Source organism: Nostoc sp. UIC 10607 (genome assembly GCF_047228265.1).
Classification (GTDB): domain Bacteria; phylum Cyanobacteriota; class Cyanobacteriia; order Cyanobacteriales; family Nostocaceae; genus Nostoc; species Nostoc foliaceum_A.
On sequence record NZ_JBIQNW010000105.1, the window covers coordinates 1 to 14,285 of the forward strand.

A 14,285-nucleotide genomic window follows, 5' to 3' on the forward strand; every position below is an offset into this window, starting at 1 on the left:
GGCAGGTTTTGGTTCATATTTGTGATATTCCCCCTCAAGTGTTCCCTTTGTCAATACTCTGCCACCTGAATCCTTACCTTGTCAAAGTCAATCTTTTTAACGAACCGCAGAGACGAAGAGGACACAGAAAGACGGAAAAAATGCTTGACTGAACCGTATTGACTTATAGCGGTTCTCGTTTACGTGAGGTACACCCGTAGGGGCACGGGCACTGTCGTGCCCTTAAGAAAGATATGGTTTTTAACCTTGTCCCATATTTGGTATTTCTTGTCAATGCGTAAGTCCTATTTGAACCCAGAATCAGTGGCGGAAGAGTCGCCAAATTCCCCTCTTCACCAAGGATTGCCAACCATTGTGAATCCAGCCCAATAATAAGGATGGGTAAGTAATTGCTCCCCTTCATCAACACTGTTAGCAGGTAAAGGCAAGCTCCCAGCTACTCCCAAACCTTGCACTTGGCCATCCTTAACGTAAATCTGCCCTTTAGCCATACCTACCTGAGCAAGTCTTAGAGCTTCTGCCTTAATAGAAGATGTCCTCAAGTTCTCATAAAATTTCGTCATCAACGCTGCTGTACCAGCATCGTTGACCGACCAAAGACTGGCAACAGTAGTTTTCACACCTGCCAGCACTGCTAAACCCGCAAATCCCAGTTCGGACTCTTCATCCCCCAAGGCTGTTCTACAAGCACTCAGTACCAGCATTTCAACTTCGGGTTCATTCAAGCGCAACTGTCGTAGTTGGTTCAAGCGTAACTTGTCTTCCCACAGTTGAATATAGGAATTACTCAAAGTACCAGCAGCAAAATCGGCATGGGTTGCCATGTGAATAATCCCAAAAGGTTGTTGGCGGCGGATAGTTTTGAGATTTTCTAAGGTGGCTTGCTTGTCCAACAATAATTTGCCTTGCCAGAGTTTAGACACCAGTGTTGATAACTCAAGGGGGACTGCTGGTAAAGGCTCTTGTCCCTGAGTACTCTGAGAAACCCCCAGCGCTAAGATTTGAGCTTTTTTAATGTCTTTATAAAGGGTGTTAGTCAAGCTCAGACTGGGCATCAAACCAATGCTGTATTTTTCTACTAGAAATCCCTTACCATCGTGAAGTGCTGCTATTGGGGTTGAACGTAACCCAATATCTGGTAAAAAGACCAGATTCTTGATTTCTCTTGCCTGTAAATCTGCCTCTAGTGGTGCAATAATCCAGCGATAAAGTTGTTGAGATGAACGCAAATAACCGGTGCGGCGACGATTTTGTGGACTAACAATTTGGTTGCGAAATTCCTCAGCTACTTGGAGAACTTTGGCTCTGGTCGTTTCTGGGATGCGCTTGCGGATGGGGTCACCTTTTCCAGTTACTACCACTAACTCCAGTTGATCGCTACCCTGCTCTGCTATGGTATTCAACTGTTTAGTAAATTTTTTAGCTTTACCTAAATTTTCCTCTGGTAGAATCTCCACGGGGACAAAGCTGGTGTAAATAAATGCAGGTTTTACACCAGTCGCTTCTTCTATTTTGCGAGCAATTTCTTTGGCATCATCTAGTGTTTTAGTTTTAGGAGTGGGTATGCCTAAATGGTCGACAAAATCATCTGTAAAATTCCCTTCGGGAGTGGGATTGGTATCAAGAATGGGGTTATCAATATTAGGATTATTGGTGCCAGGGTCAATCGGTTTACCTGGTGGATTGCACTGGAATGTACAGGGGGCAGGAGTCGGAGTAAAAGTTGGGGTAGGAGTCGGTGTAAAAGTCGGGGTAGGAATCGTGGTAGGAGTTTGACTGACGTTGATTCCTACCTGTACAGGTGCAGAAGAGGAAACGCCATCATTTGCACTAATTACAAAGGCATTGAGTGAGCCATTAGTATCTGCCGGGGGTGTGTACACCAAAGTATCGCCGCTAGATAAGGTAGTAACACCAGGGATAACGGGAAGACCATTGACAGTGAGATTTCCTGTATTCACTACATCAACCTGAATGGAGGTGATGTCATTATTAGCATCGAGAACCAGTGCAGCCAAACTAGAGAATGTTAAGGTTACTGCTTGATTGGTCTGGGTATTGGGTAGCGATGAGTTTGCCGTTAATGTAGGAGGAGCGTTGACGGAAATAATGGTGATATCCGTTGGAGTGCCGCTAGCATCTCCACCAGTGGGCAAGACTGGAAAGCTATTTGAAGTAACGATAGAATTGTCGCCTGTATTAATTGACCCTGCGGTGCCATTGACACTCCCATCACCTACGGTAAATGGCACATTGTTTGGGCCACCATCGTGTCGAATTCTGATAGTACCTTCCGCAGAAGGAGTAGATTGAACGTTTGGAGTAGTCGCGATCGTGACACCTGTATCGATATCATCGACAATAATCGTCCCTATTCCTTGAACTAATCCGTTTGTCAGTACTTGGATATTACCACCTTGAAGGGTATTAGCATCACCAACGTCCGTTGTGGCCTGTGCGTTGATGCTGCTAAAGCGAATTGTGCTGCCAAAGTTATTGGTGGTTTGTAAAGTAACGTTACCACCTGTAGCACTTGCATCACCATCCACTCCGGTGGCAGTTGCTGAGGCATCAATAGCGCCATTAACGATGATATTATCTCTGGCAGTTAAAGTGATTGCGCCAGCCGTGCCGGTAAATTCGCCACCTCCGGTCTTGACTACAGACGAGTTAATTGCCCCTGTGGTGATACTGCCACCTGTGGTTGTTGCTACTACATCGCCACCCCTACCTGATTCACTAGCATCATTGGAAAAGGAATTAATTGTATCTGTGAGGATATTGCCTGCGGCAGTCAAAGTCACTGTTCCCGGTATGCCACCACCACCACCGCCACCATTATCGCTGGTGTTAATCTGATTAAGGGTAATTCCACCATTGTTGCTTACAACTTGAACATTACCTGCTGAATAGCCTTGTCCACTAGCAATAATGTTGCCTGCACTAATGTTGCCAGTTGTCGCAGACAAAGTTACATCCCCGCTTCTACCGAAATCACGAGTTGTGTTTAGATTTCCCAGTAATAAGCTGGCTCCTGAAATGTTAATGGCTCCTCCAGTTGTCGCAATTGTGTTGGTAGGGTCAACAAAGTTTACAGAACCGTTTTGTGAGGTTAGGCTGAAGCTACCACCGCCCAAGGTTAAAGTAGCAACACCATCGGTAGTCACTCCGAGGGTACCTCCTGTGATGTCATTAATGGTAATATTCCCTGTAGCCTGTAAGTCGATATTTGCACCGAATCCTAAAGCTGCGATCGCACCCCAAGAAACAGTGTTAGCCCCAATATCTGCATCGCCAAAGGCAATATTGCCTGCTGTGGAATCAAAATCACCCACTCCACCATCGATAATTGTCAATGTGCTGGGGTCTAATAATAAAGTGCCAAAGCTACCATTGGGGGCTGAAGTATCTACCAAACCGTTGAAATTCAAGAAATTTTTGCCTGATACTTCTACAAAACCACCATTCCCAGCATTTGCTCCTCCACGAGCCGAAATATTACCAAAAAACTGGGTTGTATCGTTACCCCAAACAATGACGCGTCCGCCGTTTCCATTCAAATTACTATCGGCTGCAATGACGGACTTGGAGTCAACATAAGTCTGATCTGCGTTGGGTAAAGTCCCCTTACCTTGGTAATCACCGCCAATTAGCACTGTACCGCCACCATTGTTTCCAGAGGCGTTAATATTGGCATCAATCACCGCGACTCGTTTACCCAAAGCAGTTACTGTCCCGCCTGTTTGACTCGATACATCCACAATGCCCGAAACAATCGTTGTCCCTGGAGTTGTAGGAATTGTGACATTAGAGCCTGTCAATTTTACAGTCCCATCAGGGTTAGCAGTTAATCCTGTGTCAGTGTTACCAACTGTGAGTAATTCTGGTAAAGATGCAATGGGAATTGTCCAGTTATTAGGTTGGTTGCTACTAGAGGCGAGGGGCTGAATTTCCAGACTCAACAGATTTCCTGGCTGACTGAGACGCACCCAATTTTCCCCTGGTACGGATGTGATAGTAATCTGTCCCCCCGGTGCTGAAAGCTGCCCAGTGTTTACAACGGTACCGCCCAATAAATTCAAATTCTGCCCAGTACCTACTGCCAAATTTCCAGCATTTGCGATCGCTCCTGGCTGGTTGGTACTAAAAGCAAATCCATTGGGGTTTCCAACTAAAGCAGTGTAGTCATTAACACCGATAGCGTTGAACCAACTGCTGCCAAAACCAATACCATTGGCTGTTGTCGCCGTGAAAGCACTGGGAACATTTAAGCTGGCATTTGATCCAAAAATAAATCCGCCTGGATTCATCAAGAAGAGGTTAGGATTGCCACCTGTTACCTGAATTAAGCCATTAATAATCGAGGCATTCCCGCCTGTGATCCGACCAAGAATATTTTGCAGCGCCGGACTGGCTTGAAAGTTGGCGATTTGTTCTGGTGAAATCCCAAATTGTTGAAAGCTATGGAAGAGGTTTACACCATCTCCTGAAGTTGTACCGCCGGTGATATCAAGTCGGTTGCCGTTGGGTGTAACAATTGTGTTTGTGCCATCAGTAGCAGGGACAATTTGTTGTGCTTGGGCGAATCCCGCACTCATCGCTACAATAGCTAGCACTGAAGCGGCGATGCTCGGCAGTAAAGATTTTTTGCGTCGCAAGATGAAGCGACCTGCGGGTAATTCTACATCGATTTGTAACTTGTCTGCTAATCCGCGTCGCCAAAGTGCTTGAGCGATCGCCTTCTGCGACCAGAAGATTTGTTCTGTTCTTCTGCTAACAGATATGCTTTGGGAATGAATCCGGTAAAGGTAGAGTGGCTCTTGAACCCGGTGTACTTGGGCTACTTCTGAAAGCCGCAGACATAGGTCATAATCATAGGCACACCCAGAGAACGATTCGTTAACACCTCCCACCTGGTCGTAAACCGACCGTCGCATCAGGCGGAAGTGAAACGTCATGAAGTTTACCAAAAGATTTTCTTGGGAGTAGGGAATACTACAGCGATCGCCATAACCAAGAACTTTGCCGTCTGGATCTATATTTAAGTAGTCGGTATAAAGAAATCCCGTTTCTGGGTGTCGATTAAGTGCTGTAGCGGTTTGGGCAAGGGCGGTAGGAGCTAGGATATCATCACTGTCTACGATACCGATGTAAGTGCCACTAGTTTGGTTAATCGCTGCCTTACAAGCCGCAGCAACTCCTTGATGGTGTGCTTGGACTACCCGCACTCGCCCATCTTGTTGAGCATATCCTTTGGCGATCGCCACTGATCCATCTGTGGAGCCATCATCCCAAATCAGTAGCTCAAAGTCTTGCCATGTCTGTGCTAAGACACTGGCGATCGCTTCTTGAAGGTAAGCCTCCCGATTGTAATTGACGATGACAATGGAGATCAGTGGTGACATCGAAGTAATCCCAAGTTTTCTACCTGCTTACCAGAATATAATGTTAAGGGCTTTTACTTAGTAATGATTGCTGTTTATTATCTTTTAGTTACAAATTTTCTTAAATTTGAATGTCAAAAATATGATATTCAAATACTCATGCACCCGTAGCATACCCAAAAATTGAAATCAGCCATGTCGTAAGATCAGGCACACCACCGAAAAGAAATGACAAAAGGAACAGAAACTCGTGTTAAGTCTGGAGCAACGACTCAGCAAAGAATTGTCTATCTCTCTCATCAGTTGGACACTTGGCACAGTCTGGCAACTAGGAAATGGAGTCAGCACAGTTTCAGTTTCAAGTGTGGCTTGCTAATTCTGCCTGCGGTCTGGATTGTAACTGCCAATGGACTTAGAGCTAAAGCCGATATCTCTACACCAAACCCGGCTGAAAATAGCAATCATCCACAGTTACAAATAGTACAGGAAACAGAACCTTCTCCGGCAACTGAAACTAATCAACCAGAACCGAACCCTCAATCACCTCCACCACAACGCATTCGGGTTCGCAAAATCCAGGTAGTAGGTAGCACAGTATTTACTGAAAATGACTTTAATCCAGTTGTCAAACCGTTTGAAGAACGGGACTTGACTTTAGAAGAAATCAGACAAGCCGCAGATGCTGTTACCCAACTTTACTTAAATAAAGGCTATATAAATTCCAGAGCGATTCCAGACACTCAGCAAGCTAGTACCGCCGATGGTGTTGTGGTAATTCGGGTGATTGAAGGGCGTTTGACAGAGATTGATATCGAGGGGACACGGCGACTAAACCCATCTTATATTCGGAGTCGCATCCAACTAGGTGCCGGTATCCCTCTAAATACTGGTAAGCTTGAAGATCAATTAAAACTGTTGCGACTCGATCCCCTATTCACAAATGTGGAAGCGCGTCTGCGTCCAACGGGTAAGGTTGGTCAAAGTATTCTCATTGTCAGAGTTGAAGAGGCAAACCCTTTAACTGGTAGCTTGGGTGTAGATAATTATTCGCCTCCGAGTATTGGTGCGGAAAGGTTGGGTGTTGAATTAAGATCGCGCAATTTAACTGGGATGGGAGATGAGTTAGCAGGCTCCTATTACCACACGCTTTCTGGTGGTTCCGATGCCTTTGATTTTAGCTATCAAGTTCCCGTTAACGCCATGAACGGTAAGGTGCAAATTAGAGCGGCATTTAATCGCAGCGAAATCACTGAGCCACCCTTTGATGCGTTTGGCATTCGAGCAAACCAGGATCTTTATGAAATTAATTATCGTCAACCATTAATGCGATCGCCAAGAGAAGAATTTGCCCTATCCTTAGGATTTACCTATCAAGATGGTCAAACCTTCCTCTTCGATAACCTTGCAACCCCCTTTGGCATTGGGCCTGATGCCAATGGCGTTAGCCGCACCAGTGTAATTAAATTTGGTCAAGACTATGTTAGACGCGAACCTCAAGGAGCCTGGTTTTTGCGATCGCAATTTAATTTTGGCATTGATATATTGGATGCAACTATCAATAATGACCCCATACCCGATGGTCGCTTTTTCAGTTGGCTAGGTCAAGTCCAGCGCGTGCAGCAACTCAGCAACGATCATCTGTTGCTCATCCAAGCAGACTTGCAACTAACACCAGATAGCCTTTTACCTTCCCAGCAATTTGTGATTGGCGGTGGACAGTCCGTCAGAGGATATCGCCAAAATATCCGCTCTGGAGATAATGGATTTCGTGTAGCTATAGAAGATCGGATCACAGTCCAGCGCAATGAATCTGGCTTATCCACAATTCAACTCGCGCCATTTCTGGACATGGGAGCCGTCTGGAATCAGTCTAATAATCCTAACGTGCTGCCCGATCAAACTTTTTTGGTGGGCGCAGGTTTAGGATTATTATGGAATCAGGCAATGGGAATTGATAATCTCTTTTTGCGACTCGATTATGGATTTCCATTTATCGATCTGAGCGATCGCGGTAATAACGCTCAGGATGATGGTTTTTACTTTAGCCTTCGCTATCAACCCTAGTAAAGTGGTGCGTTAGGCTATGGCTAATGGTGCGGCACAGCTATAACCGAACCTGATATAACTCATCGAGAAGCCATAGCACAAGCTGCGATCGCGAGTTGTTAATTTAAAACCTCATTTGTTTCATTTATGTCTGTAATCATTGCTGGAGAACGTAGTGGGGTGGGCAAAACAACAGTTACGCTCACCCTTTTAGCATCTTTACGTCGTCGCGATCGCCTAGTGCAATCTTTCAAGGTAGGCCCAGACTACATTGATCCGATGTTTCATCAACACGTAACTGGTCGCCCTTGTCGCAATTTAGACCCCGTATTGACTTCCGAAGCCTACATTCAGCAATGTTTTGCCCGTCATAGTCAACTGAGCGAATATGCCCTAGTGGAAGGAGTGATGGGGTTATTTGACGGAATTGGTCATGGGCAAGAAAAGCAAAAATCAACTGATTTTGCGAGTACTGCACACATCGCACGGCTTTTAGATTTACCTGTGGTGTTGGTGATTGATTGTAGTCGCCTTTCTGGTTCTGTAGCTGCGATCGCTCATGGCTATCTATCTTTTGATTCCAGAATTAAAATAGCTGGAGTAGTATTAAATCGCGTGGGGAGCGATCGCCACCTCTCTCTCCTCAAAGATTCCCTAGAACCCTTACAATTACCAATACTCGGCGTGTTGCGCCGTCAAGATAATATCACAATTCCCGATCGCCATTTGGGTTTAGTACCCACAGCAGAACTTCCCGAACTCAATGCTTTAATTAATCGCCTCGCCGATTTAGGAGATACCTGCTTCGATTGGCAACATTTATTACCCCTATTAAAATCAAAACCTCTCCCTCATCCCCCTTATCCCCCTCATCCCCCCTCCTCTCCAGTTAGAATTGCAGTAGCCCGCGATCGCGCTTTTAATTTCTACTACCAAGACAATCTTGATTTGCTGCAACAGTTTGGTGCAGAACTGGTTTTCTGGAGTCCATTAGAAGATGCTGCAATACCAAAAGATGTGCAGGGCATGTATTTTGGCGGTGGTTTCCCGGAAGTTTTTGCCCAGCAATTAGCAGAGAATACCAGCGTTCGTGATGCAGTGAAAACAGCAATTCTTCAAGGAATGCCTGCGATCGCCGAATGCGGAGGATTGATGTATTTATGTGAGCAAATTATCGATTTTGAGGGTAAATATTGGCCAATGGCGGGAGTTTTACCGACATCTGCTGTGATGGGTGGGCGTTTAACTTTGGGTTATCGTCGTGCATTAGCTTTGCAAGATAATCTGTTAGTCAAGGCAGGTACAACCGTTTATGGACATGAGTTTCATCGTTCTCATTTAACCTTAACTCCTACTCAGCCCCTATTTGAAACTTCTCGCTATGATTGTGACGAAAATATGGGATACGAGGGATGGAGTTTACCTGCAAATGTTCATGCTTCTTATGTTCATCTGCATTGGGGAGAAAGTGGAGAAATTCCCCAGCAGTTTATTAAAGAATGTCGGAATAAACGTGAATCTAAGCAAGCCTAAAACCTAGTAGGGTGAATTAAAAACTATCAGAAAATATTTTCTTGATTCTTGATTATGAAAACCTAAGATTCAAAAGAAGAACATTATAGCGGTTCCTATTCAGATGCGGTACAACATTACATCACGAGGTGTAAGGGCACGGCAGTGCCGTGCCCCTACGGGTGTACCTGACGTAAATGAGAACGGCTATAGAAGGTCAAGCGGTAAATGAATTCATCTTCTCTTCTATTACTTGCGTTAAATTAATTCACCGTTATTCAAGATTGACTTGATTATTAACTTCGCAAAGACGTGACATTCATATCATCATTCAACTTGCGAATCAGACGGGATAACTCACGAATGATATTCACCGCAATTTCGGGAGTTTCTTCGATCGCATCATATAGCTGCTCTTGCGTCAGTTCCAAAAATTCGCAAGGTTCCAAAGTCGTTGCAGTAGCGGAACGAGGTTGAGTATCAAATACTGCCATCTCACCAAAGTATTTTCCCTGTTCTACCTCTGCAAGTTGTTTATTGCCGATGTGAACTTTAACTCGGCCTGACACAACAATATAGAGCGATCGCCCTTCTTCTCCCTGGCGAAAGATAGTGTAATTAGCCGGAAATGACAATTCGTTCATTACTGAAGTGAGCCGCACAATAAAATCATCCCGCAATTCCTTAAAAATCGGGACTCGCCGGACAAATAATAAACGGTCAACACTGGTTAGCATAATTACAAGTTAAACATCAAACATTACTGTATATTTTAAAACTTAAGCCAAAGCGCGATTAGTCATATTAACTGATGTTAAACCTAGCCGCCAAGAATATCTCAAATTTTGCCGACATAAAACCACTTAGTACAGCAAAGCTAAAACTCTTTTCAAATCTCGTTTTCAGCCAGAGACTGGAAACGATACACAAATACATTGCTGTGCCCCTACGAGAAATCTATACGTAACAGTGCTTGTGTGAAATGGTATCACGAATGATGATGAGGAGAAAGCCTTGACTCAGTAATGAATACAGGCTTTAACGTAACGCAAAAGTCCCCACCCTCAACTCTTAGTAAGGTGCGGATAGGGAGCGGGGGATGAGGATTGCATCTGGAACATGTAATTGTCGGAACTTGCGATCGCAACAATAGTAGATAAAGGCACTTCGGCAAAATACTGTCGCTGAAATTGTTCTTCTCGGACAGCAGCTAAAAACCGCTCCACGGCTGCGTCGGCCAAGTTTTCTGCACTCTCGCTTGGATACCAGGTGATTTGCAAATAACGGTCTTGTCGTTTGACTGTGAACCCTAAAGATTTTAAAGCTTTGATGCCTACAAGCAAGGTTTGGTCGGTGATGCCGATTTTCTCTAACAGTTGGACGCGGGTAACTAGTTGATTTGTGCGACTGAGATATTTGGCAATTCCGACAAGAGTCAGCCAAATTTGATTGGGTGGTTGGAGGTTGGGTTTAGACCAAGCGATCGCTAGTTGTTGCGAACTGCTTGCTGTTAGACATCGCCGCAACCACGCGCGTAAATCATCCCAGTTTGTAGGACAATCTTCGATAATCAGTTCTGAGTGTTGAGTCCTAAGTGCTGAATGTTCCTGATTTCGTAAATCCAAGATGAGTGGTAAATTCCGAGTGTTGAGTGCAGAGTTAACACTGGGGCGCACGGCAATTAATCTGATTTCATAACGTTTTTTGAAAGTGTTATAGTCTAATTCTGCTATGCAATCACACCTTCCTATAGGCAATTCATCTTTGTAGTGCCCCCACCATATACCAGGAAAAGCACTTCTGCTGGAATCATCCCGAATGTCAAACTCGGTTTTAATGTACTGTACCTTTTTCCCTTGCCAATCCTGCTGATTGCGATGCCAAGCATTTTCAAACCAGCAATTTTGAATTAGCAGTTTCGGAACAGGGTTACCCATTCCACAAGGTTCTAACAGTTTCAGTTCTAAAAATAACTCTTTCCCCAAGTCTGCTACTGTTACCGTCAAGTCTGCTTGCACGGTTGGCGTTAGGGTTGTACTACCTAAAGATTGCCGCAACTGCTGATTAATTGCTGCTGTAAATAAAGGAATATTCTCCACTAACAAACTCAAACCCGCTGCAAAGGGATGTCCCCCAAAGCGATGTAACAAATGTGCTTGGTCTTTTACCAGTTGGTACAAATCGACAGAATTCACCGAACGGGCGGAACCACGGGCGAGGGGAGGAGGGGAAGACGCGGGGATATATTCATTCTCCGCATCTGCGGAAATAGTGCTTTCCGTACTCAACAAAATCGTTGGGCGACCTGTTTCTTGTGCTACTTGTCCAGCAACTAGGCCCAAGACACCCGCAGGCCATTGGGCATCTTCTAGGACGATGACGCTGGTGGTTGATAAATCTAATTGAGTAAGTTTTTGTGCTACTTGCGCTTGCACATCTTTTTGCAAAGATTTGCGGCGGGTGTTTGCGAGTTCTGTGACTTCGGCTAGTTCGTTACAACGTTTGGTATCCCGACTAGTTAATAATTCAACGCAAAAACTGGCATCGCCTTGAATGCGGCTGACGGCGTTAATTCTTGGCCCCAAACCAAAGGAAATATCTGTGGGGCGATCGCCATTTTTCTGACACAATTCTAATAATCGCCCCACCCCCGGACGGCGACGCACTGCTGCTGGCTGTTGAAAATCTGCTTGCAGTCGTTGAATTCCCATCTGTGCTAAATAGCGACAATCTCCACTTAACTGCACTAAGTCGGCAATTAATCCTACTGCTACTAAATCTAATAAATCCTCTAACGGATGTTTGGCAACATTAGGCAGGGTTTGATACAGTGCTTCCACCAACTTATAAGCTACTGCTACCCCAGAAAGATTGAACAGCTGATGTTCTCTGGGCAAATAACGAGGATTAATAATTGCTGCGACGGGTGGGCGTTCAGTGGGTAAGGTGTGATGGTCTGTAACTATTACATCTATGCCTAGTTGTTTTGCATAGATAATTTCTTCAAGGTTTGTGCTGCCAGTATCGCAAGTAACAATTAATTTGCAACCTTGTTTTGCTAAGTTATCAATCCCTTGATTATTGAGTCCGTGAGATTCTTTCAGGCGATTGGGAATATAGTAAATTAACTGAGTATTTTGTGTAAAGAATTGCCCTAATCCATCCCAAAGTACAGATGTGGCGGTAATACCATCAGCATCAAAGTCTCCCCAAATAGCAATTTTTTCTTTGATGTTATACGCTTGTTGCAACCGGGCGATCGCTAAGTGCATTTCTTGCCCAAACTCAAACGGACTCGCTGGTTGATAAGCTTTATAGTTAATAAAAGCTGTTAATTGTTGATCATCTTTAATTCCCCGTTGCCACAACAATTGCGCTGCATATATTCCACTTGATGCAGGTGTATGCTGTTTCACCGCTTGGATGAACCACTCCGGGGGTTGTTCGGTTGCTGCTATAGTCCACTGCTGTTGTTCTGGCATTGTTAAATAATTCGTAATTCGTAATTAAGTTTTGCAACAGGGAATTAGACTGCACCACAAAACTTGCTGCTTAATAGAAGGGGGGGACATAAACCCACGGAACTAGTTAAATCGGAGATTGATCCTCGGTTGTTTGAGATTCACTCACTAGGGGATTGAGGATTACTTCATTAGCGGCGCTATCGGGTTTCCGGGCGCGAATTGCTGGACGCGATCGCTTGTAACCGGCTCTTTCAGCTTTTTGGTGTTCGTAATCAATCAATCTGCCATAATATTCATGCTTGCTTAAATTCATCGACAAGAAAATATGCTGGCGGATATTACCAAAACCTTTGCGGTTAAAAAACTTTAATGCTGAAGTATTGGTAGGATCAGTGTCTACCAGCATAAACCGCGCCCCATCTTCAATCATGCGGGCGACGACTTTATCAACCAACTTGTCTGCTACTCCCCGACGCTGAAACTTCGGACTAACTCCTAGCCATAAAATATATCCATAAGTCCAAGATGCTTTGGTGATGATAGTTCCCAAAATGAATCCTGCTAATTCTCCGTCTGTTTCAGCCACAAGACAGTATTCTGGATCGGTGTTGTAAAGTCCAATCACCTCCCATTCGTCCCAGGTACGGTATAAATAAGGATATAAATCGCTGGTAAATAACCCTTCTCCCAAGTGATAAATAGGAGCAATGTCATCAATTCCTAATTCGCGGACATAAATGGCTTCGGTTTCGTCAAAGCTTGACATAAATTTAGAAGTTGTAATTTCTTTATATCCCTACCGGACTTGACAAATATTCTCTAATGTATAGGGTTGAATGAGACTTCTTGAATGCTGTCAAAATTGGGCAATGAGTCTTTCACTGTTTCTTCAGTAACTTGTGTGCGTAGTTTACCGCCGTAGGCATCGCACCGTTTGGCAAACTGACAATAATCACAGATTTTACTACCCTCTACCACTTGGGGAAACTGCTGGTGATTTTGATAATTTTCCAGCCAATGAGTTAACTGGCTTAATAGTTGATTAAGTTTCTTTCCTGTTTGTGTATGTTTAGCAGTATTGTAATTAAATTTAATGTTCTGCGGTTTACCCTCAGATTGGACAAACCAGTAAGTCATGGAAATATTTTCTGGCAAATAGTCGCTAGTTTCTGCCAATACATACAGATAAAGCCGTGTTTGCCAGTTGGATTCTAACTTGCGTTTATTGGGTGGTTTAGGATAAGTTTTCCAGTCGAGAATTTGCGCTTGTTGGTTATCTGCAATCAATAAATCATAGACAACCGTCAGCAAATAGTCCTGAACTTGCAGTGTGCGGTAGTGTTCACTCTCACGGAAAGTTTGATTATCAGATGCAGCCGTTAAAATTTCTGGGGCTGCATCGGCAAAAGCTAGCATCCAGCTTTGGAGTTTAGCATCTGCTTGCAGAAAACTATCAATTGGCAAACCCATTTCTCGCTGCTGCATTAGCAGGTGGAAACGACTACCCAAAGTTTGCCGTTCTTCCTGTTCTGGATTTGAGGGCGGATTGAGTTGTTCTAGGTAGGTATGTTGAAATTTACGCGGACAAGCTTCTAGTAAGTTGAGTTGTCCTTGAGACAGTCGCAGTAGTTGAGTGGGAGTTGACAGCATTCTTTTATTTTAGAAGTAAATTCTAGTCTGCAACTCACCTTTGGCAGCGGGAAGCCCACTTCCTCAAGGGGTGTCCGGGATAGCCGCCCCGCCGCCGTTGATTGATGACTGATGACGGTTAACAGTCATCAGTCATCAATCTTTCGTGTTATCCCTCTTTCAAGAAACACTTGATGTAAAGCTTATGTAGAAAGGGTTTGATAAAATGAAGCTTCCTCCTTATCTTGGG

General features: G+C 44.4%; 7 protein-coding genes. 2 read left to right on the top strand and 5 right to left on the bottom strand.

Going from position 1 to position 14,285, the window contains the following annotated elements; translation table 11 throughout:
• Window positions 1–332 precede the first annotated feature (332 nt).
• Window positions 333–5,405: a CHAT domain-containing protein gene (locus tag ACEYW6_RS34010; protein WP_412983272.1), complete on the bottom strand. Its 5,073-nt coding sequence runs from the start codon at window positions 5,403–5,405 to the stop codon at window positions 333–335.
• Window positions 5,406–5,612: 207 nt separating this feature from the next.
• On the opposite strand from ACEYW6_RS34010, the gene ACEYW6_RS34015 reads away from it, so the two are divergent.
• Together ACEYW6_RS34015 and ACEYW6_RS34020 are read left to right on the top strand one after the other, a co-directional pair.
• A complete protein-coding gene (locus ACEYW6_RS34015; RefSeq protein ID WP_412983273.1) occupies window positions 5,613–7,448 on the top strand; it encodes a ShlB/FhaC/HecB family hemolysin secretion/activation protein in 1,836 nt (611 codons plus the stop codon).
• A gap of 129 nt (window positions 7,449–7,577) precedes the next feature.
• Window positions 7,578–8,963 (top strand): cobyrinate a,c-diamide synthase, encoded by a 1,386-nt coding sequence (locus tag ACEYW6_RS34020; protein WP_412983274.1) that lies wholly within the window; start codon window positions 7,578–7,580, stop codon window positions 8,961–8,963.
• A gap of 275 nt (window positions 8,964–9,238) precedes the next feature.
• On the opposite strand, the gene ACEYW6_RS34025 is transcribed toward ACEYW6_RS34020, so the two are convergent.
• From ACEYW6_RS34025 to ACEYW6_RS34040, 4 genes are all read right to left on the bottom strand, one after another.
• A complete protein-coding gene (locus ACEYW6_RS34025) occupies window positions 9,239–9,679 on the bottom strand; it encodes a Crp/Fnr family transcriptional regulator (RefSeq protein WP_190894924.1) in 441 nt (146 codons plus the stop codon).
• Window positions 9,680–10,006: 327 nt separating this feature from the next.
• Window positions 10,007–12,424: a single-stranded-DNA-specific exonuclease RecJ gene (recJ, locus tag ACEYW6_RS34030; protein WP_412983275.1), complete on the bottom strand. Its 2,418-nt coding sequence runs from the start codon at window positions 12,422–12,424 to the stop codon at window positions 10,007–10,009.
• A gap of 106 nt (window positions 12,425–12,530) precedes the next feature.
• Complete coding sequence (locus tag ACEYW6_RS34035) at window positions 12,531–13,172, bottom strand: GNAT family N-acetyltransferase (protein ID WP_190894922.1); 642 nt, start codon at window positions 13,170–13,172, stop codon at window positions 12,531–12,533.
• Window positions 13,173–13,225: 53 nt separating this feature from the next.
• Entirely contained in the window at window positions 13,226–14,056 is an 831-nt protein-coding gene (locus ACEYW6_RS34040; protein ID WP_412983276.1) for a PD-(D/E)XK nuclease family protein, read from the bottom strand.
• Window positions 14,057–14,285 lie beyond the last annotated feature (229 nt).

Bases quoted from the DNA above. Each gene is read 5' to 3' on its own strand.
- ACEYW6_RS34010 (WP_412983272.1), bottom strand. From the start codon at position 5,405: ATGTCACCACTGATCTCCATTGTCATCGTCAATTACAATCGGGAGGCT.
- ACEYW6_RS34015 (WP_412983273.1), top strand. From the start codon at position 5,613: ATGACAAAAGGAACAGAAACTCGTGTTAAGTCTGGAGCAACGACTCAG.
- ACEYW6_RS34020 (WP_412983274.1), top strand. From the start codon at position 7,578: ATGTCTGTAATCATTGCTGGAGAACGTAGTGGGGTGGGCAAAACAACA.
- ACEYW6_RS34025 (WP_190894924.1), bottom strand. From the start codon at position 9,679: ATGCTAACCAGTGTTGACCGTTTATTATTTGTCCGGCGAGTCCCGATT.
- recJ (WP_412983275.1), bottom strand. From the start codon at position 12,424: ATGCCAGAACAACAGCAGTGGACTATAGCAGCAACCGAACAACCCCCG.
- ACEYW6_RS34035 (WP_190894922.1), bottom strand. From the start codon at position 13,172: ATGTCAAGCTTTGACGAAACCGAAGCCATTTATGTCCGCGAATTAGGA.
- ACEYW6_RS34040 (WP_412983276.1), bottom strand. From the start codon at position 14,056: ATGCTGTCAACTCCCACTCAACTACTGCGACTGTCTCAAGGACAACTC.